20 protein-coding genes are annotated in these 19,868 nt (G+C 63.5%); 13 read left to right on the top strand and 7 right to left on the bottom strand.

Annotated features, from left to right (window positions below):
- Window positions 1-357: 357 nt before the first annotated feature.
- A complete protein-coding gene (locus tag QAZ47_RS21090) occupies window positions 358-1,890 on the bottom strand; it encodes an acyl-CoA carboxylase subunit beta (RefSeq protein WP_278202621.1) in 1,533 nt (510 codons plus the stop codon).
- Window positions 1,891-2,264: 374 nt separating this feature from the next.
- Between QAZ47_RS21090 and QAZ47_RS21095 the strand changes: the two genes are divergently transcribed.
- The gene (locus QAZ47_RS21095) at window positions 2,265-3,713 is read left to right on the top strand and encodes a DEAD/DEAH box helicase (RefSeq protein WP_278230593.1); all 1,449 of its coding nucleotides are present in this window, start codon (window positions 2,265-2,267) and stop codon (window positions 3,711-3,713) included.
- A 78-nt stretch (window positions 3,714-3,791) separates the two neighbouring features.
- Here QAZ47_RS21095 and QAZ47_RS21100 read toward each other — a convergent pair whose 3' ends face one another.
- Together QAZ47_RS21100 and QAZ47_RS21105 are read right to left on the bottom strand one after the other, a co-directional pair.
- Window positions 3,792-4,766 (bottom strand): alpha/beta fold hydrolase, encoded by a 975-nt coding sequence (locus QAZ47_RS21100; RefSeq protein WP_278202623.1) that lies wholly within the window; start codon window positions 4,764-4,766, stop codon window positions 3,792-3,794.
- A 169-nt stretch (window positions 4,767-4,935) separates the two neighbouring features.
- Window positions 4,936-5,784 carry an SDR family NAD(P)-dependent oxidoreductase gene (locus tag QAZ47_RS21105; RefSeq protein WP_278230594.1) on the bottom strand — a complete coding sequence of 283 codons (849 nt, stop codon included), beginning with the start codon at window positions 5,782-5,784 and terminating at the stop codon, window positions 4,936-4,938.
- 295 nt (window positions 5,785-6,079) lie between these two features.
- Here QAZ47_RS21105 and QAZ47_RS21110 point away from each other — a divergent pair, with 295 nt between their 5' ends.
- Genes QAZ47_RS21110 through QAZ47_RS21125 form a run of 4 tightly spaced genes read left to right on the top strand, consistent with a single transcriptional unit; the run spans window position 6,080 to window position 9,324 of the window.
- Window positions 6,080-7,114 carry a cysteine synthase A gene (locus QAZ47_RS21110; RefSeq protein WP_278230595.1) on the top strand — a complete coding sequence of 345 codons (1,035 nt, stop codon included), beginning with the start codon at window positions 6,080-6,082 and terminating at the stop codon, window positions 7,112-7,114.
- Window positions 7,114-7,857 (top strand): alanyl-tRNA editing protein, encoded by a 744-nt coding sequence (locus QAZ47_RS21115; RefSeq protein ID WP_278077385.1) that lies wholly within the window; start codon window positions 7,114-7,116, stop codon window positions 7,855-7,857. Before QAZ47_RS21110 ends, QAZ47_RS21115 begins: the two co-directional genes overlap by 1 nt.
- 46 nt (window positions 7,858-7,903) lie before the next feature.
- Window positions 7,904-8,755, top strand: a complete 852-nt coding sequence (gene sseA / locus QAZ47_RS21120) for a 3-mercaptopyruvate sulfurtransferase (RefSeq protein WP_278230596.1) — start codon at window positions 7,904-7,906, stop codon at window positions 8,753-8,755.
- Between the two features lie 5 nt (window positions 8,756-8,760).
- Window positions 8,761-9,324 carry a GNAT family N-acetyltransferase gene (locus QAZ47_RS21125; protein ID WP_278230597.1) on the top strand — a complete coding sequence of 188 codons (564 nt, stop codon included), beginning with the start codon at window positions 8,761-8,763 and terminating at the stop codon, window positions 9,322-9,324.
- Between the two features lie 54 nt (window positions 9,325-9,378).
- Here the strand turns inward: QAZ47_RS21125 and QAZ47_RS21130 are convergent, their stop codons facing one another.
- Window positions 9,379-9,789: a GFA family protein gene (locus tag QAZ47_RS21130; protein ID WP_278230598.1), complete on the bottom strand. Its 411-nt coding sequence runs from the start codon at window positions 9,787-9,789 to the stop codon at window positions 9,379-9,381.
- A 221-nt stretch (window positions 9,790-10,010) separates the two neighbouring features.
- On the opposite strand from QAZ47_RS21130, the gene QAZ47_RS21135 reads away from it, so the two are divergent.
- The gene (locus QAZ47_RS21135; protein ID WP_278230599.1) at window positions 10,011-10,478 is read left to right on the top strand and encodes a DUF1203 domain-containing protein; all 468 of its coding nucleotides are present in this window, start codon (window positions 10,011-10,013) and stop codon (window positions 10,476-10,478) included.
- Between the two features lie 379 nt (window positions 10,479-10,857).
- Here QAZ47_RS21135 and ald read toward each other — a convergent pair whose 3' ends face one another.
- A complete protein-coding gene (gene ald / locus QAZ47_RS21140; RefSeq protein ID WP_278077379.1) occupies window positions 10,858-11,973 on the bottom strand; it encodes an alanine dehydrogenase in 1,116 nt (371 codons plus the stop codon).
- Window positions 11,974-12,186: 213 nt separating this feature from the next.
- Here ald and QAZ47_RS21145 point away from each other — a divergent pair, with 213 nt between their 5' ends.
- Window positions 12,187-12,660, top strand: coding sequence for an Lrp/AsnC family transcriptional regulator (locus tag QAZ47_RS21145; protein ID WP_278230600.1), 474 nt, complete (start codon window positions 12,187-12,189; stop codon window positions 12,658-12,660).
- A 3-nt stretch (window positions 12,661-12,663) separates the two neighbouring features.
- Here QAZ47_RS21145 and QAZ47_RS21150 read toward each other — a convergent pair whose 3' ends face one another.
- Window positions 12,664-13,323, bottom strand: a complete 660-nt coding sequence (locus QAZ47_RS21150) for a 5-formyltetrahydrofolate cyclo-ligase (protein WP_278230601.1) — start codon at window positions 13,321-13,323, stop codon at window positions 12,664-12,666.
- 175 nt (window positions 13,324-13,498) lie between these two features.
- On the opposite strand from QAZ47_RS21150, the gene QAZ47_RS21155 reads away from it, so the two are divergent.
- Both QAZ47_RS21155 and QAZ47_RS21160 read left to right on the top strand, forming a co-directional pair.
- Window positions 13,499-14,764: an NAD(P)/FAD-dependent oxidoreductase gene (locus tag QAZ47_RS21155; RefSeq protein WP_278230602.1), complete on the top strand. Its 1,266-nt coding sequence runs from the start codon at window positions 13,499-13,501 to the stop codon at window positions 14,762-14,764.
- Window positions 14,765-14,903: 139 nt separating this feature from the next.
- On the top strand, window positions 14,904-16,877 hold the full coding sequence (locus QAZ47_RS21160) for a bifunctional 2',3'-cyclic-nucleotide 2'-phosphodiesterase/3'-nucleotidase (protein WP_278230603.1): 1,974 nt from the start codon (window positions 14,904-14,906) through the stop codon (window positions 16,875-16,877).
- 62 nt (window positions 16,878-16,939) lie between these two features.
- Here the strand turns inward: QAZ47_RS21160 and QAZ47_RS21165 are convergent, their stop codons facing one another.
- Window positions 16,940-17,377, bottom strand: a complete 438-nt coding sequence (locus tag QAZ47_RS21165; RefSeq protein WP_278202634.1) for a VOC family protein — start codon at window positions 17,375-17,377, stop codon at window positions 16,940-16,942.
- Between the two features lie 151 nt (window positions 17,378-17,528).
- Between QAZ47_RS21165 and QAZ47_RS21170 the strand changes: the two genes are divergently transcribed.
- The 4 genes from QAZ47_RS21170 (at window position 17,529) to kdsA (ending at window position 19,856) form a co-directional block, all read left to right on the top strand.
- Window positions 17,529-17,663, top strand: coding sequence for a hypothetical protein (locus QAZ47_RS21170; RefSeq protein WP_278077372.1), 135 nt, complete (start codon window positions 17,529-17,531; stop codon window positions 17,661-17,663).
- Between the two features lie 104 nt (window positions 17,664-17,767).
- A complete protein-coding gene (locus tag QAZ47_RS21175; RefSeq protein WP_278230604.1) occupies window positions 17,768-18,058 on the top strand; it encodes a Dabb family protein in 291 nt (96 codons plus the stop codon).
- An 80-nt stretch (window positions 18,059-18,138) separates the two neighbouring features.
- Window positions 18,139-19,014: a VOC family protein gene (locus tag QAZ47_RS21180; RefSeq protein WP_278230605.1), complete on the top strand. Its 876-nt coding sequence runs from the start codon at window positions 18,139-18,141 to the stop codon at window positions 19,012-19,014.
- A complete protein-coding gene (gene kdsA, locus QAZ47_RS21185; RefSeq protein ID WP_278202636.1) occupies window positions 19,011-19,856 on the top strand; it encodes a 3-deoxy-8-phosphooctulonate synthase in 846 nt (281 codons plus the stop codon). Before QAZ47_RS21180 ends, kdsA begins: the two co-directional genes overlap by 4 nt.
- Window positions 19,857-19,868: the final 12 nt, after the last annotated feature.

Consider the following 19,868-nt stretch of genomic DNA (forward strand, 5'->3'; position numbering starts at 1 on the left):
AGCATGGCAAAGTTCTCCATTTTAAATAACTAATAAATAGATTCATTATTTTACATTGCGCTGAAAAGCATTAGCAATACAGAATATATTTGAAATAATGTGAGGTCGTTCACAGACGAAAGTTCAATTTTCAGATTGCCGCGTCTTTTGCGAGATCCGCATAAGCTGTAATGTGTGCCCTGGATCAATTCCAGGAAAGTGCGGGCGATTTTCCGTTCGCGATCGTTTAAGGCTAGTACTTAGAGCAGATCGGCGAAGCGTCAAAGGAACTGCTCTCGGGAACGACAGGGACAGCGTTCGCAAAGCCGGCCGCCGCCACGACATGCCGTGCTGCAAGTCGTTACGACTTCCTGCCGCTCACAGCGGGATGTTGTCGTGCTTCTTCCAGGGGTTCTGCATGTCCTTGTTGCGCAGCATGCGCAGCGCCCGCGCCACGCGGAGGCGGGTCGAATGCGGCATGATCACCTCATCGACATAGCCGCGTTCGGCCGCAACGAATGGCGACAGGAAGCGATCCTCGTAAGCCTTGGTGTGGGCCGCGATCTTTTCCGCGTTGCCGATATCCTTGCGATAGATGATCTCGACCGCGCCCCTTGCGCCCATCACCGCGATCTGCGCCGTCGGCCAGGCATAATTCATGTCTCCGCGCAGGTGCTTTGACGCCATGACGTCGTAGGCGCCGCCATAGGCCTTGCGGGTGATGACGGTGATCTTTGGCACGGTGGCCTCGGCATAGGCGAACAGCAGTTTGGCGCCATGCTTGATCAGCCCGCCATATTCCTGCGCGGTGCCTGGCAGGAAGCCCGGAACGTCGACGAAAGTGACGATCGGGATCGAGAAGCAATCGCAAAAACGCACGAAGCGCGCCGCCTTGCGGCTGGCGTCGGAATCCAGCACGCCCGCCAGCACCATCGGCTGGTTGGCGACGAAGCCGACTGTCCGACCGTCGACGCGGCCGAAGCCGGTGACGATGTTCTTGGCGAAACTCGCCTGGATCTCGAAGAAGTCGCCCTCGTCGGCGACCTTCAGGATAAGTTCCTTGATGTCGTAGGGCTTGTTGGCGTTGTCCGGGATCAGCCGGTCGAGCGAAAGATCGTGATCGGTCACCGGCTGGTAGCATTCGATCTCGGGAATCTCGGCCGTGTTGGAGGCCGGCAGCAGATCGATCAGCCGGCGCATCTGCAAAAGGGCCTCGACGTCGTTGTCATAGGCGCCGTCGGCGATGGAAGACCTGGTCGTATGCACAGTGGCGCCGCCGAGGCTCTCGGCCGTAACCGTCTCGTTGGTCACCGTCTTCACCACATCCGGCCCGGTGACGAACATGTAGGAGGTGTCGCGCACCATGAAGATGAAGTCGGTCATGGCGGGCGAATAGACGTCGCCGCCGGCGCAGGGACCCATGATCAGCGAGATCTGCGGGATGACGCCTGAGGCGAGCACGTTGCGCTGGAAGATCTCGGCATAGCCGCCGAGCGCCGCCACGCCCTCCTGGATGCGGGCGCCGCCGGCATCGTAGAGGCCGATGATCGGCGCGCGGTTGCGCAGCGCCATCTCCTGGACCTTGACCACCTTCTCGGCATGCGCTTCCGACAGCGAGCCGCCGAAGACGGTGAAATCCTTGGCGAAGAGATAGACAGGCCGCCCGTTGACCGTGCCCCAGCCGGTGACGACGCCGTCGCCTGCGATTTTGGTCTTCTCCATGCCGAAATCGGTGGAGCGGTGCTCGACATACATGTCGAACTCCTCGAACGACCCTTCGTCGAGGAACACCTCGATGCGCTCGCGGGCGGTCAGCTTGCCCTTCTTGTGCTGGGCCTCGATCCGCTCCTTGCCGCCACCCATGCGGGCGATCTCGCGGCGACGCTCGAGTTCCTTCAGCACGTCCTTCATCGCTGCCCCCAAAAAGGAAAGGTGATTTGTGGTAATCGGGAGGGCAGGGGAGCGCAAGCACCGTGTTTTTGTTGCATTGCAACATCACCGCTTGCATTTCAGGCCGGACTCGGCCATATGCGGCGGCATAGGCGCTTGGGCCGGTTTGTCCGGCTTTCTCCACGAATGAGACTGGTTGCGTCTGTTTTCCCTCTTTCCGGTTGATCGGCAAGGTGGCGAAAGAGCCCCGGGAGCATGAAGCTCGCGGGCACGACAGCGCAGCCGCGCGGACGCTTCCGTCCGCCGCCTTGTCGTTTCCTGACAATTTTCGACGGCAGGTTGCGCCCTGCCGCCATCGCTGTTTGCGGCATCGAGCCGCGTGAAAGAAGATTATTTTGACCAACGAAAACCAGGCGGAACAGAACGGTTTCGCTACCCTAGGAATCACCGGCGCGCTGCTCAAGGCCGCCAATGCCGCGGGCTTCACCGATCCGAAGCCGATCCAGGTGCAGGCGATTCCGCCGCAGCTCGAAGGCCGCGACATATTCGGCATCGCCCAGACCGGTTCGGGCAAGACGGCCGCCTTCGCGCTGCCGATCCTGTCGAAGATCATCGGGCTCGGCACCAAGCGCCGGCCGAAGACTGCGCGCGCGCTGATCCTGGCGCCGACGCGCGAGCTTGCCGTGCAGATCGAGGACACCATCAAGCTGCTCGCCAAGGGGGCCCACATCTCGACCGCGCTCGTGCTCGGCGGCGTCTCCCGCTACAGCCAGGTGAAGAAGATCGCGCCCGGCGTCGATGTCCTGATCGCGACGCCCGGCCGGCTGACCGACCTCGTGCGCGAGGGCGACCTCATCCTTGCCGACACCAAATGGCTGGTGCTGGACGAGGGCGATCGCATGCTCGACATGGGCTTCATCAACGACGTCAAGCGCATCGCCAAGGCGACCGCGCCCGACCGCCAAACGGCGCTGTTCTCCGCGACGCTGCCGAACGAGATCGCCGAGCTCGCCAAGGGCCTGCTGAAAGTCCCGGTCCGTATCGAAGTCGCGCCTCAGAGCACCACGGCGGCCGAGATCGTGCAGAGCGTGGTGCTTGCCCGCACCAAGCAGAAGCGCCAGGTGCTGTCCAAGATGCTGGCCGACGAGGCGATGCGCTCGGTGATCGTGTTCTCGCGCACCAAGCACGGCGCCGACCGCGTCACCAAGGACCTTGCCCGCGACGGCTTCAACGCCGCCGTCATCCACGGCAACAAGTCGCAGAACGCGCGCCAGAAGGCGCTCAACGATTTCCGCGACGGCTCGGTGCGCATCCTGGTTGCGACCGACATCGCGGCGCGCGGCATCGACGTGCCCGGCATCAGCCACGTCGTGAATTTCGACCTGCCGGACGAGGCGGAAAGCTATGTCCACCGCATCGGCCGCACCGGCCGCAACGGCAGGGACGGCATCGCGATCACGCTTTGCGATCCGTCGGAGAACGGCAAGCTGCGGCAGGTGGAGCGTATCATCCGCATGAAGCTTCCGGTGATCGCCGATCACCTCGGCAGCCCCGACCCGCAGCGAGATCCGAAGGAGAAGACCGAGCGCCATTTCGAGCCGGCCAACGATCGCGAGCATCATGGCGGGCGCCGCGACGGCCGCCGCCCCGGCAGCGGCAACAATGGCAAGAAGCGCTTCGGCGACAAGCCCAATGGTGAGCGCCAATTCGCTCCGAAGCCGCAGGGCGAACGCCCGGTGGCCGCCAAGCCGAATGGCGAGCGCCAGCCTGACGGCTTCAAGCGCTTCAAGGGCAACAACAAGCGCCGCTTCGGCGGCAAGCGGCCGGCGAACCGGGCAGCTTGAGTCCTCGCCAAGGCTTGATCGAAATAGGAAAACGGCCGAAGCAACGTTCCGGCCGTTTTCGTTTCCTTGGTTCGATTGCTACGGCATCAATGCCTTCACCCACACCACGATCCGCTGGGCGAGAAAGGCTGTAGTCTGCGGCGACAGCGCATCGCCGGCAATGACATGGTTGTCCGGATCGCCGGTATCGTCGACCGGCACCAGTTCGTGCGGACCGCCCCAGCGGCCGGCGATCTCTCGGGTTCGGTCAGGCCGCACCACTTTGTCGGCGTCCGAGAAGATGAACAGGGCAGGGGTGGTCGCCTTTTCGACCGGCGCGCCATAGGCGAGATTGGTGAGTGCCGCCATCGGCAGCGTCGCCGACATGGGATATTTGGTGGTCCAGAATTTTTCATGCAGCGCGTTGCGCGCGGGAAAGCTGCGTTCCCTGCCGCCGACGAGCTCGGCGATCTCTCTGCCCCAGGGCATGGTCAGGATCTCGGCGCCGGACGCCTTGACGCCGAAATTCGGCGAGATGAACGCGATCGCCGCGACGCCGTCGGAGGCGCCCGGCTGTGTTGCCGCCCAGGTCGCCAATGAGCCGCCGGTCGAGGTGGCGATCACGATCACCTTGTCGCCGATCGCGCGGCCGATCGCCAGCGCCTCTTCATAGTCGTTGATCCAGGCATTGACGCTACTTTCGGCCATGGCCGCGCCGTCCTGCCCGTGGCCGGTCAGGCGGGTGTAGAAGAGGTTGGCGCCGAGTTCGTCGGCGACATCGTCCGGAAGCGGGCGGACCTCGCCCTTCGATGCCGAAAAGCCATGGATGTAGACGATCGCAAGCTTCGTCTTGGCGTGAACCAGCGGGTTGGCCCAGATGATCTCCTTGTCCAGCCCGTCGCGGATATTGGGCACCGCGGCTTCCTCGCGCGCCAGATAGGCCTGCGGATCGTCGCCGATCACCGAAGGATCGAAGCGGATCGTCGTGTCGGCCGCCACGCGTGGGCCGAGGAAGAAACCTGCGACAAGGATGACGGCGAGACCAAGTATCGAAAGCACGATCCGCCGCCCCATCGCCGACTCCAAGCAACAATTCTCAACCTATGGCGGTGCCTGCCGAGAGGCAATCGCCCTTCGCCTTAGCGCATGTCGCGCAAACTGTGGAGCGGTTTTGCGAAAACGACATGCATAGAAACAAAGGCTTAAAAGCGCGTCGCCTGAATCCGTTTCAGCGCGGCGCGCTTTAGGTTGCCTTGTCCGCTGACGGAGCTTTTTTGCTCGGCATCTTGCGGTCGAAATACAACGGTCGCGCCCACCAGCTGGTGGTCAGCCCGATCACCAGTCGGCCGAAGGGCCGCGGCAGCAGGCCAAGCAGCTTCAGCGGCCAGCTGATGTGATAGGGGAAGGTGACTTCGAACCCTCCCTTCCTGATGCCGCGCGCCATGCGCCGCGACGCCCGGTGCACGGGCATCAGACCCGGCATCGGCAGCATGTTCTTCTCGGTCAGCGGCGTATCGACGAAGCCCGGATTCATCACTTGGATGCGGATGTTCATCTTGTCGAAGTCGTATTTCAGCGATTCCGCCAGGATGTTGATCGCCGCCTTGGTGCCGCCATAGGCGGCGGTGGTCGGCCAGCCGGAATAAGCCGTCACCGATCCGACCAGGACGACATGCCCGCGCCCTCTCGTGCGCATATAATCGACCACGGGCACCAGACCGTTGACGATGCCGAAATAGTTGACGGCGAAGGATCGGTGAAAATCGCGCACCACGAGGTGCTCGCCGGGAGTGGCGATGTAGTTGCCGGCGTTGAAGACGGCGAGCACGATCGGCCCCATCTCCGTCTCGATGGCGGCGGCCGTCCGCGCCATCCCGTCTTCATCGGTCACATCGCAGGGGAATGACCTCACATGGCCGGCCATCTGCGCCGTCTCGACCAGCAGCGTCTCGACCGGATCGCTCGGCAGCGCCGTCACCGCGATGGTATAGCCCTGCCTTGCGAGATCCTTGGCCAGCGCACGACCGAGACCGCTGCTGCCGCCCGTGATCCAGGCGACACCGTCTTTCGGGTTGGCCCGGTAGAGTGTCATTGAAAGTCCTGCGAATTGTCTGGGTCGGCGCATGACCCCGAAAACCGGTACCGGTTTTCGGAAAGGAATCATGCGCCAGATTAAAGTCCTACAGCTTTGCGCGTCCGGTCGGACGCGCAAAGCGTTAGTGCTCTAGCGGCGAAGAAATCGGATGAAAAGAGCGCTTTTGGGCAGATCGTCGAAATGATAGCGAAGATTGCAGCGTCCGGAATGCGACTGGACCAGGCAAAATCTTGCCTTGAAACCGCGGCTTCCGGTTTCTAGGGTCTCGACCGCACGCACAAAGGAATCCTGAATGCCCCGTAATGTGATCGAAGCGATCGGCAATACACCCTTGATCCGACTCAACAAGGCTTCGGACGCGACCGGCTGCGAAATCCTGGGCAAGGCCGAATTCATGAATCCGGGGCAATCGGTCAAGGATCGTGCGGGCCTGTTCATCATCCGAGACGCCGAGCAGCGCGGGCTCTTGAAACCCGGCGGCGTCATCGTCGAAGGGACCGCCGGCAACACCGGTATCGGCCTGACGCTTGTCGCCAAGGCGCTCGGCTACCGGACCGTCATCGTCATCCCCGACACGCAGAGCCAGGAAAAGAAGGATACGATCAAGATCCTGGGGGCCGAGCTGATCGAAGTGCCGGCCGTGCCCTACAAGAACCCCAACAACTATGTGAAGCTGTCCGGGCGACTCGCCGAGCAACTGGCGCGTTCGGAGCCGAACGGCGCGATCTGGGCGAACCAGTTCGACAATGTCGCCAACCGCGACGGCCATATCCGCACGACGGCGCAGGAGATCTGGACCCAGACCGGCGGCAAGGTGGACGGTTTCGTTTCGGCGGTCGGCTCCGGCGGCACGCTCGCCGGCGTCGCGATCGGGCTCAAGGCCAAGAGCAAGGATGTCAAGATCGCGCTCGCCGATCCGCTGGGCGCCGCCCTCTACAGCTTCTACACCAGCGGCGAGCTGAAATCCGACGGCAGCTCGATCACCGAGGGCATCGGTCAGGGCCGCATCACCGCCAATCTCGAAGGGTTCACGCCGGACTTCTCCTACCAGATCCCGGACGAGGAGGCGCTGCCGATCATTTTCGACCTGATCCAGGAAGAGGGGCTCTGCGTCGGCGGATCGACGGGCATCAACATCGCCGGCGCCATCCGGCTGGCGCGCGAGCTTGGCCCCGGTCATACCATCGTGACGATCCTCGCCGACTACGGCACGCGCTACCAGACGAAGCTGTTCAATCCCGACTTCCTGCGCGGCAAGAACCTGCCGGTGCCGGGCTGGATGGAAGAAAGGGCCGATATCTCGGTGCCGTTCGAAGAGGTGGCTTGATGGCACGCAGAACCGAAGCGCTGTTCCGTGACGACGCCTATCTGAGGACGGCGGACGCACAGGTCGTCGCCATCAACGATCGCGGCGGCATTCTTCTTGATCGGACCATCTTCTACGCTACGTCGGGGGGACAGCCCGGCGATACCGGCATGCTCGAACTGGCCGATGGCAGCCGCATCGCGATCGCGGCAACCATCACCGGCGAGACCAAGGACGAGATCATCCATGTACCGGCGCCCGAACAGGCCATGCCGGTGGTCGGTGACAGGCTGAAGCTCGCCATCGATTGGGAGCGGCGGCATCTCTTGATGCGCATGCACGCCGCCTGCCATCTGCTCACCGTCGTCTGTCCGTTTCCGATCACCGGGGCGGCGGTCGCCGAGGACGACAGCCGCGTCGATTTCGACATTCCCGACGCCGGCTTCACCAAGGAGGATGTGACGGCGAGGTTAATGGAGCTTGTGCGCGCCGATCATCCGATCTTCACGCGACTGATCACCGACGAGGAATTGGCCGCCAATCCAGGCCTGGTGAAATCGAAGAACGTGCGGCCGCCCGCCGGCACCGGCAGGATCCGCCTGGTTTGCATCGGCGAGAATGCCTCGATCGACAGCCAGCCCTGCGGCGGCACCCATGTGAAGAGCACCGGCGAGGTCGGCGAGATCCACGTCGGCAAGATCGAGAAGAAGGGCCGCGAGAACCGGCGCTTCCGCATCCGCTTCGGACCGATGCCGGCGAATTGACGGGCAAAGACGGGCAGCGCCGCTAGAGGCGGACAGGAGCAGGAAAATGGCCGAAGACAGCCCTTTCATCGTCGACGCGGACTGGCTCGAGAAGCGATTGGGAACGCCGGGGCTCACCATCATCGACGCCTCCTGGTACCTGCCGACGCAGCAGCGCAACGCCCACGCGGAATATGTCGCCGCCCATATCCCCGGCGCCCGCTTTCTCGATCAGGACGCCGTTTCGGACCCGGATTCGAAGCTGCCGCATACATTGGCGTCGCCCCAGTACTTCGCGCAATATGTCGGCTCCATGGGCGTTTCTGCCGACGACACTATCGTCGTCTATGACGGTCCGGGGCTGTTTTCGGCGCCGCGCGCCTGGTGGATGTTCCGGGTCATGGGCGTCTTCCAGGTCTACATCCTGAACGGCGGCTTCGACCGCTGGAGGGAGGAAGGGCGGCCGGTGACGGCGGAGCCGACCAAAACAGCGCCTTGCGTCTTTTACGCCGATTTCGATGCGGCCAGGGTCGTCAGCCTTGACGAGATGCGCCGGATCGTTGGAAGCGGAGAAAGCCAGATCGCCGATGCGCGTTCTCCCGGACGTTTCGCCGGAACCGATCCGGAACCGCGTCCTGGCGTCCGTTCAGGCCATATGCCGGGCGCCCACAACGTCCCGGTCGCCGCGCTTGCCGAGAATGGCGAGCTGCTGCCCAAGGACCGCTTGCGCAAGGTGCTCGAGGATGCCGGCATCGACCTTTCAAAGCCGGTCGTCACCTCGTGCGGATCGGGCATCACCGCGGCGGCGATCTCGCTGGCGCTGGAGACGGTTGGCCATACCGACAACAGGCTTTACGACGGCTCATGGACCGAATGGGGCGGCCTCAGCGACACGCCCGTCGTGACGGGCAAGGAATGACGGCGATGGAAAACGGTGTGCCGAAGGATATCGAGGTCATGGTGACATTCCTCGAGATGCACGCGCCGCCGGCCTTGTCGCCGCCGCTGCCTTACAACCGTCAGATCGCGCTGCTGAAGACCAAGGACATCCCGCTGCATTTCTACCGCTACCTGATGGATCGGGTCGGGCGCAAATGGCACTGGGTCAACGTGCTCAGACTGAGCGACGAGGAACTGGCCGCCGGCCTGCATCGCGAGGACCGCGACATCAGGGTGCTCTACCTCGACGGCTCCCCCGCCGGCTTCTTCGATCTCAAGCCGCATTTGCCGGACGAAGTGGAACTCGCCTATTTCGGCATGATGGAACATGCGCACGGCCAGGGCATCGGCCGCTGGTTCCTGGGCGCTGCTATCTCCGCCGCATGGTCGTATGGACCGAAGCGCGTCACGGTGCAGACCTGCACGCTCGACCATCCGGCGGCGCTGCCGCTTTACCAGAAGCTCGGCTTCACGCCGGTGGCGCAGAAGAGGGAGGTCGTTCATCCAATGACCTTCGCCGAGCGCTCGGCGAGCGTGATGAGGCCGTAGTCAGAGGGCAAAGAGGGCGCCGGGGAGCCGATCCGGTCGACTGCGTCGAAGCGCCTACGCCACCGGCGGCGGCTGGCCCTCGAAGGTCGGCAGCGAGGTGTCGATGCATGCCCAGGGCGGCGCCTTGATCGTCCAGATCGTCGCTGCGGGCCGTATCATGTTCGGATCGTCGAGCGTGCCAGCGCGCACGAAGATCAGATGCGGGCGCGACTCCGCCTCGCTGAAAAGATGCACTCCGCAGGCTGGGCAGAAGCGTCGGTGCATCCTGTTGCCGCTGTCAGCCGCGCTTTCGTAATCGCGCGTCTCACCCGCGACCCTGAAGCGCGCCGTCAAGAAGCAGACGCTCACCGCCGCATTGCCGGCCGCAATATACTGGCAGAAGCGGCACCAACACAGACGTGCGGTGATCGGCTCGGCGCGGCTCTCGTAGCGGACTGCGCCGCACAGACATCCCCCGGTGATCATGCTCGGACCATCGCCAGATTTCCAGCCGCCAGCCCACCACAGCGATCATCATGGCGCGGAGCGCCCCGTCTGGCGAGTCCGATAACTCCGGTGTCGTGATTTCGGGTTCCTAATATTTCGATCTTGCGCTCCGAGCGACGCGCGGACCGCTTGGCAGGAATCGGGTGGGAGATACGGTCGCGCTGGCATAATTTCCGGGCAACGACGCCGGAGATTTAGCCATGAGCATCCAGTTCAAAGCCCTGCCGACCGAAGCCGTGCGAGCCTTGCAGCGGGGAGGGCCAGACGCCTACGGCCTCACGCCCGAACGAAGGGTTTCCGATGGCGACGGCGTGCCGTGCCGGCATTGCATGAAGAATGTTGCGGTAGGCGAGAGCTATCTCATCCTCGCCTACCGGCCGTTCCCCGAGCTTCAGCCTTACGCCGAGACCGGACCGATCTTCCTGCATGCGGAGGAATGCGAACGCGCCGCGGACGCGGAAGCGCTGCCAGAGATGCTCGCAAGCAGCGACTATATCGTTCGCGGCTACGGCAAGGACGACCGCATCGTCTACGGCAGCGGCGCCGTCAGCCCGACTAGCGATATCGCGGCTCGCGCCGAGACTTTGTTCGAACGCGACGACATCGCCTATATCCACGTCCGCTCGGCGAGCAACAATTGCTACCAGTGCCGCATCGAACGGGCATGAAAAAATGCCCGCCGATAGTCTGGCGGGCAGTTGGGAAAAAGCCTGCGACAGAAGCCATCGAGCAGGCGGATCGTGTCTAGGCATTTTTCCCCAGTGCCGAATGTGAAACGCTTCACACAACGCTTATTGGCGGCGGCCGGCATTTTCGAAGCGGCGAGCGAGACAGTAACGTTGTCGTATTCCCGTCGTACAACCGCGCTAAAAGGCGGTCGTTGATCGATTGCCGACCGCGGATGGACCGGCGGCACATCGCAACACCGAGGAAGCGGGGCTTTGGCTCCGCTTTTTTGTTGCCCGGATTTCTCGCGCGGGGAACCAGAAAAGAAAAAGCCCGCCGGAAGGACCAGCGGGCGACAGGAGGAAGCTGTTTTCTTCTGAATCAGGCGGCGAGAACCGCCTTCGGCTCGACCATTTCGTAGCCGAGCGCTTCGGCGACGGCGCGATTGGTGATCTTGCCCTTGTGGACATTGAGGCCGTTGCGCAGGTGGTGGTCGTCGACCAGCGCCTTCAGGCCCTTGTCGGCAAGCTGCAGGCCGTGGTGCAAGGTGGCGTTGTTGAGCGCATGCGCCGAGGTGACCGGAACCGCACCCGGCATGTTGGCGACGCAGTAGTGGATGACGCCGTCGACCTCGTAGGTCGGATCGGCATGCGTCGTGGCATGCGAGGTCTCGAAGCAGCCGCCCTGGTCGATGGCCACGTCGACCAGCACCGAGCCCTTCTTCATGCCGGAGAGCATTTCGCGGGTGACGAGCTTGGGCGCCGCGGCGCCCGGGATCAGCACGGCGCCGACGACGATGTCAGCCGAGAAGCACTCATCTTCCAGCGCCTCGACGGTCGAGTAACGGGTATGGACGCGGCCGCCAAAGATGTCGTCGAGCTGACGCAGGCGCGGGATCGAGCGGTCGATGATGGTGACGTCGGCGCCGAGGCCGGCAGCCATCTTCGCCGCATGCAGGCCGACGACACCGCCGCCGAGCACCGTCACCTTGCCGGGCAGCACGCCCGGAACGCCGCCGAGCAGCACGCCGCGGCCGCCATTGGCCTTCTGCAGCGCGGTCGCTCCGGCCTGGATCGACAGACGGCCGGCGACTTCCGACATCGGGGCGAGCAGCGGCAGGCCGCCGCGGTCGTCGGTCACCGTCTCATAGGCAACGGCGGTAACGCCCGAAGCGAGCAGGCCCTTGGTCTGCTCCGGATCGGGAGCGAGGTGCAGGTAGGTATAGAGGATCTGGCCGTCGCGCAGCTGGACCCACTCGTTGGGCTGCGGCTCCTTGACCTTGACGATCATGTCCGACTTGGCGAACACGTCGGCGGCCGTCTTGGCGATGGTGGCGCCGGCGGCGCGATAGGCGTTGTCGTCGGCGCCGATCCCGGCGCCGGCGCCGGTCTCGACCAGCACTTCGTGGCCGTGCGCGACATATTCGCGGACCGAGCCGGGCGTCAGGCCGACGCGGTATTCGTGGTTTTTGATTTCCTTGGGGCAGCCGACGCGCATTTTCTTCTCCTGTCCGGCCCTTGAACGGGCGCTCTCCCTGACATTTCCGGGCATGCCGCAAGCCTCAAAACCGCCGCGCGGTTCAGGGCGACATGCATGAGGCGCAGTGAAGCATGAATCGTTCCGTATGTGTTTGCGAATGCACTTGCGGTAACGCCACGTCTTCGATAATCGTTGCGCAAAATTCCAACTTCTTCGTAGGAATCACGGAAAATGTCGCTCGATAGGATTGATATCGCCATTCTGGAGACTTTGCAGAAGGATGGCCGGATCCCCAACGCGGCGCTGGCAGAAAAGGTCGGGCTGTCGCAGTCGGCCTGCTCGCGCCGGCTCGACAATCTGGAGAAATCCGGAACCATCCGAGGCTACCACGCGCGGCTGTCGAACGCCGCGCTCGGCCACCAGATGACGGCGATCGTCCATATATCGCTGTCGGGGCAATTCGAGAAGACGCTGTCGGATTTCGAGGCGGCGATCAAGCGCTGCCCGAACGTGCTTTCCTGCCATCTGATGTCGGGCGAATACGACTATATCCTGCGCATCGCCGCAAAAGACCTCGCCGACTATGAGCGCATCCACAAGGAATGGCTGTCGGCCATGCCGCATGTGACGAAGATCAACTCGTCCTTCGCCTTGCGCGAGATCGTCGACAGGACGGCGGTCGGCTTGAGGCCGGAGATGGCGTAATCGTCATTTACCTCTAACCGCCTCCGTCACCACCGTCGTCATCGGAATATCGTGCGCCTGCGGGTAGATGGTGGGGATGCGCTGCAATTCGTAGCCGACACCGATGACCAGCGGCCTGAACGGCATGGCGGCAAGCGTACGGTCGTAGAAGCCGCCACCATAGCCCAGCCGATAGTTGCCGGGATCGATGCCGACGACGGGCGAGATCACGATGTCGGGCAGCACCGGATCGCCCTCGGCCGGGATCGGGATGTTCCAGACGCCTTTCTCCAGCCGGTCTCCAGGCGCGTAGGCGCGGAAGACCAGGGGCCGACCCTTCTCGATGACGACGGGCAGCGCCGTGCGGCCGCTGCGCGCATTGATCGACGCCATCCAGCCGCGCAGGTCCGGCTCGCCGCGGAATGGCCAGTAGAGGCTGACCATGCGGCCGGCAACGTCGCCGACCAGGGCGTCGAGGCCCTCGGCAATGCGTGCCGACATAGCCGCGCGCGCATCGGCGGAGACGGCAAGCCGCGCTCCGATCAGTCGTTCGCGCTCCGCCTTGCGCCAGCGCCTGACGTCCGTCCAGTCGGACAGCGGCATCTGATAGGCCGGATCGAGCTCGTGCATGAAACAAGGCGGCGAGGCGTATTGGGCCGGGCCGTCATCGCGATCGTCGATCATGCTTTGCTCCCGTCATTTTTGCTTCAGGCTATACCTCCCGCCTGAATAGCGGCATGTGCATTCACGACACCCGGCGACGACTCCCAGGCAATGGAGCTGTCTGCGGCGGCATTGTTGCGGTGCACAAAAATGCTTACATGACGGGCGGTGAATCCGCTTGGCGAGGTGGAATGAAATGAGTGAAGCCAGCCATCGTGTCGTGGTCGTCGGCGCCGGGTTCGGCGGCCTCGAACTCACCCGCGCGCTTGCCGGCGCACCGGTGCGCATCACCATGATCGACAAGCGCAATCACCATCTTTTCCAACCGCTGCTTTATCAGGTGGCGACCACCTCGCTGGCGACGTCCGAGATCGCCTGGCCGATCCGCCATCTCTTGCGCAGGCGCAAGGACGTGACGACGCTTCTGGGTACGGTCACCGGCATCGACCGCAACGCCAAGCGCGTGCTGCTCGAGGATGGCAGCTCGCTCGCCTACGACACGCTGGTGCTCGCCACCGGCGCGCGCCACGCCTATTTCGGTCACGACGAATGGGAGCCTTTCGCGCCCGGGCTGAAGACGCTCGAGGACGCCACGGAAATCCGGCGCCGCATCCTGCTTGCCTTCGAGCAGGCCGAGCGCGAAACCGATCCCGCCAAACGTCAGGCGCTGCTGACGCTGGCCATCGTCGGCGGTGGGCCGACCGGCGTGGAGCTTGCCGGCACCATTGTCGAGCTTGCGCATGACACGCTGCGCGGCGAATTCCGCAACATCGACACGCGGCAGGCGCGCGTGGTGCTGATCGAGGCCGGCGACCGCATCCTGGCCAATTTCGCGCCTGAGCTCTCGACCTATGCGCAGAAAGCTCTGGAGCGGCTTGGCGTAGAAGTCGAGCTCGGCCGCGCCGTCACGCATCTGGACGCCGATGGCGTCGTCTTCGGCGGCACGCATCTGCCGGCAAAGACCATCCTGTGGGCTGCGGGCGTCGCCGCTTCGCCGGCGGCGGAATGGCTGAGAGCGCCGGCCGACCGGGCGGGCAGGGTGATGGTCGAGCCCGATCTCACCGTGCCGGGCAGCCCCGAGATCTTCGTCATCGGCGACACGGCACATCTGTTGCGGCCGGATGGAAAGCCGGTGCCGGGCGTGGCGCCTTCCGCCAAGCAGGAGGGCAGGCATGTTGCGGCAACCATCAAGGCGCGGCTCGCCGGCGATACGGCGCCGCGTCCGTTCCGCTATCGGCATGACGGCGATCTCGCAACGATCGGCAAGCGTGCCGCGGCCATCGACTTCGGCTGGATCAAGCTCACCGGCCGGCTCGCCTGGTGGCTTTGGGGCATCGCCCACATTTACTTCCTGATCGATTTTCGCAACCGGCTCGCGGTTTCGCTTAGCTGGCTATGGATATATTTTACCGGGCAGCGCAGCGCGCGGCTGATCACTCAGGGCGACGACGACAAGAACTGACTGGCTGCCACGCTGCTTTCATCGACGCGTCACCTTGTCGTGATCAACAGGCTTCCGACAGGCGTGGACTCGCAACGCCTTCGACGCCATGTTCGGCGCTCGGGGCAGGGGTTGTTGCGTTGTCGAATAGGAGGAAACAATGTCGCAACCGTTCGTCAGTCGTCGCTCGTTCCTGGCCGGCGCCGGCGCCAGCGGGGCGCTGATCATGCTGCACCCGTTTTCCGCCCGCGCTCAGGCCAACCAGGCGCATCTCAGGATCATGGAAACTACCGACATCCATGTGAACCTGCTGCCCTACGACTACTACGCCGACAAAGCGAACGACACGATGGGCCTGTCGCGCACGGCCTCATTGATCGACGCCGTGCGCAAGGAAGCCACCAACGCCATGCTGATCGACAATGGCGACCTCTTGCAGGGCAATCCGATGGGCGACTACGTCGCCTACGAGAAAGGCATGAAGGACGGCGACCTGCATCCGGTCATGAAGGGCATGAACCTGCTCGGCTATGAATGCTCGACGCTCGGCAATCATGAGTTCAATTACGGCCTGTCTTTCATGGACAAAGTGCTGGCTGGCGCCAATTTCCCCTTCGTCTGCGCGAACCTGATCCGCGGCACCACGCTTGCCACCAACCCGCGCGACGACAAGCTATATCTCAAGCCCTATGTGATCCTCGACAAGAAGATCAAGGACGGCTCGGGCGCCGAGCAGCCGATCCGGATCGGCGTCATCGGCTTCGTGCCGCCGCAGATCATGGTCTGGGACCTGAAGAACCTCGAAGGCAATGTGAAGACGCGCGACATCGTCGAGGCGGCCAAGGCCTGGGTGCCGCAGATCAGGGAGGAGGGTGCCGACATCGTCATCGCGCTTTCGCATTCGGGCATCGACGTCAAGCAGGGCGACATGATGGAGAACGCCTCGTTCTTCGTCGCCGGCGTCGACGGCATCGACGCTGTCTTCACCGGCCACCAGCACCTCGTCTTCCCCGGCAAGAAGGATTTCCAGGCGCTTGACGGCGTCGACACCGAGAAGGGCACGCTGCAGGGCAAGCCCGCGGTGATGGGCGGCTTCTGGGGCTCGCATATGGGCCTGATCGACCTGCTGCTGGAGCGCGACGGCTCGAAATGGCGGATCGTCTCGGCCACCTCCGAGGCGAGGCCGATCTATGAGCGCGTCGACAACAAGAACAAGGCCAAGGTCGGCGACGACAAGCGCATCATCGCGGCGCTGGCGCAGGATCACGAGGCGACGCTCGCCTATGTCCGCCGCCCCGTCGGCAAGACGTCCGCGCCGCTCTATTCCTATTTCGCCTTGGTCGCCGACGACCCGTCGGTGCAAATCGTCAATCAGGCGCAGAGCTGGTACCTCAAGGACATATTGAAGAGCACGCAATGGAAGGACGTGCCGCTCTTGTCGGCGGCGGCACCGTTCAAGGCAGGCGGCCGCAACGGCGCCGACTATTATACCGACGTCCCGGTCGGCGACATCGCCATCAAGAATGTCGCCGACCTCTATCTCTATCCGAACACGGTGCGGGCGGTGGAAATCACCGGCGCGCAGGTGAAGGAATGGCTGGAGATGTCGGCCGGCATCTTCAACAGGATCGAACCGGGCAAAGCGGATCAGCCGCTGATCAACACCGACTTCCCGTCCTATAATTTCGACGTCATCGACGGCGTCACCTACAGGATCGACCTGTCGCAGCCGCCTAAATACGATTCGAAGGGCGGCATCGCCAACGCCGGCTCCAGCCGCATCGTCGATCTGAAGTTCGACGGAAAACCGATTGATCCGGCGGCGAAATTCGTCGTCGCCACCAACAACTATCGGGCGGGCGGCGGCGGTAATTTCCCCGAGATCAACGCCTCGAAGATCATCTACGAGGCTCCCGACACCAATCGCGACGTGATCGTGCGCTACGTCGTCAGCAAGGGCACGATCAACCCATCGGCGGACGGCAACTGGTCGTTCGCGCCGTTGGCCGGCACCAGCGTCGTCTTCGAGACCGGCCCCAGGGCGAAGGATTTCATCGATCAGGTCAAGTCGCTGAAGATCGAACCCGCAGGCGAGGGCGAGGCGGGATTTGCCAAATACCGCATCACGCTTTGAAGTTGCGCCAGGGCCCGTTGTGAGACGCGCGCGCTGACATGGGGCGCTCTTCGCCATTGTGTTCAGCTGAGTTCCTGGGCGAGCCCGATGAGAAGCCCTTCAGGTCCGCGGATATAGCAGAGCCGATACACGTCTTTATACTGGACTACATCGCCGACGAGCTGCGCGCCGCGCTTGCGGAGCCTTTCGAGCGTCTCGTCGACGTCGTCCACGGCGAACATGACGCGGAGGTAGCCTAGGGCGTTCACCGGGGCGTTGCGGTGATCCGCGACGGTAGGCGGCGCGAGGAAGCGGGAGAGCTCGAGCCGGCCGTGGCCGTCCGGCGTGCGCATCATGGCGATCTCGACGCGCTGATCGCCCAGTCCAGTGACCCGTCCAGCCCATTCTCCTTCGATCGTGGCCCGCCCTTCGAGCTCGAGACCGAGCTCGCGAAAGAAATCAATCGTCTGTTCGAGGTCATCGACGACGATCCCTACGTTGTCCATCCGTTTGAGCGCCATGTGTCCAATCTCCTATGTATCCCCAGCCTAACAACCTACCGAATTCGCATCAAACCGTGGAGGAGTAACCTGAAAGCGCAAAAACAGTGACCTCGCACAATTGCAGCCAAGGCGCTCTGGTTCCGGCCGGCGACATGCGCTAGCTTCAGCCATGCGTTATGTGATCGTCATCGTCGCCATCACCTTCTTCCTGATCTGGGACGGCCTCTACAACCACGGTTACTATCTCGATGCGACCGTCAGGGAGATGTCGCGCATCGTACGCTACGTCACCGGCGCGGCCTGAGACCCGACGCTGCCGCCTCGACGGCAGGGCGCGACATCGTTGCCGGTTGACGCGACGGCCTTGCTCCCACAAAACGCGCTCATCCGTCGATCAAGGAGGCTGGATTGATCCGGCACATCGTTTTCTTCAGCGTACGGCGCAAAGAGGATGTGGAGGCCGTACGGTCAGGCCTGCAGGCGCTGGGCAACATCCCTCATTCGAAGCATTTCGAGGTGACGCTCAACACCAAGGTCGACCTGTACTCCAACGCGATCGACGTTGTCGTCTATGCCGAGTTCGAAGACGAGGCGGCGCTCACCGCCTATAAGGCGCATCCGATCTATGCGGAGACGACCAGCAAGGTGAAGCCGTTGCGTGAGCTGCGCTATTCGGCCGACGTCGTTGCCGCCGCCTGAGCCAAAGGCAATCCGCATCCATCGATGCCTTGAGCGTCAGGCCTTGAACCGATTTCCGGAATGGGGCACACCGCGCCGGTATGATCGAAACTTCGACACATCCGCTCGACCATCTCGTTCTGCCCACGCGAAGCCTCGAGATCGCAAGGCTGCGCCTTTCGTCGCTCGGCTTTGTCGTCGCGCCGACCGGCATCCATCCGTTCGGAACCGAAAACGCCTGCGTCTTTTTCACTGACGGCACCTATCTGGAGCCGCTGGCCGTCGGCGATGAAAAAACGGCCGATCGGGCGATAGGTGAAGGCAACGTCTTCGTCGCGCGCGACCGCCTTTACCGCAGCAGGCTTGGCGACGAGGGCTTCTCCGCGGTCGTGTTCGGAACCGCCGATGCCGATGCCGACCAAGCACGCTATGTCGAAGCAGGGCTGTCTGCCGGCAACATGCTGAGCTTTTCGCGCGCCTTCACCGACACCACGGGCAAAAGCGACACGGCATCGTTCAAACTGGCGTTCGTGGCCGACAGCAAGGCAACGGACTCATTCCTATTCGCCTGCCAGCGCATCAATGCGCCGAAGATCGACCGTACGGCACTGCAGGCGCATGCCAATGGGGTGACCGGCATCATCGAGATCGTCGCGGTCAGCGACAGGCCTTCGAGCCAGGCCAGGCTGCTGTCGACCGCCGCCGGTCAGGACGCGAACGACGGTGACAAGGTTCGATTGCCCAACGCGACTTTGACCGTTCTGACGCCCGACGCTTTTGCCTCGCGCTTTGGCGCATCGGCAGGGAGCCCCTCGGATCTTCGATTCGCGGCCATCATCTTTGCGGTTCGCAGCATTGCCGCCGCCACCCGGCTACTTGCGGCCAACGCGATCGAACACGACATGAGCGGCGACGAGATCGTCGTGCCGCCGGCGCCCGGTCAGGGCGCAGCCTTCATCTTTCGGGAGATCCCATGAGCGAGCCCCTGGCGCCCAATGCATCGGTAACCGTCGGCAAGGTCGTCTTCGCCAACAATGCGCCCTTGTCGCTGATCGCCGGCCCCTGCCAGCTCGAATCGCGCCAGCACGCCTTCGACATGGCCGGTGCGCTAAAGGAACTGACTGAGCGGCTGGGCATAGGGCTCGTCTACAAGACGAGCTACGACAAGGCGAACCGCACCTCGCTGTCGGCGACGCGCGGCGCCGGCCTCGAGGCGGCGATGCCCATCTTCGACGACCTGCGCAAGGCGTTCTCCATCCCGGTGTTGACCGACGTCCACACCGAGGAGCAATGCGCGATCGTTGCGCCGCATGTCGACGTCCTGCAGATACCGGCTTTCCTTTCGCGCCAGACCGACATGCTTGTCGCCGCGGCGCGGACGGGCAAGGTCGTCAACGTGAAGAAGGGCCAGTTCCTCGCCCCGTGGGACATGAAGAACGTCGTCGCCAAGATCACCGGTTCCGGCAACGCCAACGTGCTGGTCACCGAGCGCGGCGCTTCTTTCGGGTATAACACGTTGGTGTCGGACATGCGCGCTCTGCCGATCATGGCCGAGATCGGCGCGCCGGTGATTTTCGACGCCACCCATTCCGTGCAGCAGCCGGGCGGGCAGGGCGGCTCCTCCGGCGGCGAACGGCGCTTCGTCGCGACGCTGGCTTGCGCTGCCGTCGCCGTCGGCGTTGCCGGGGTCTTCATCGAGACCCACCATGATCCGGACAACTCGACCTCTTCCGACGGCCCCAACATGGTGCCCCTCAAGGACATGCCGGCCTTGCTCGAAAAGCTGATGGCGTTCGACCGCGTCGCCAAGGGGCGCTAAAAATCTTGCCCC

This window comes from Mesorhizobium sp. WSM4904, from assembly GCF_029674545.1.
Lineage (GTDB): Bacteria > Pseudomonadota > Alphaproteobacteria > Rhizobiales > Rhizobiaceae > Mesorhizobium.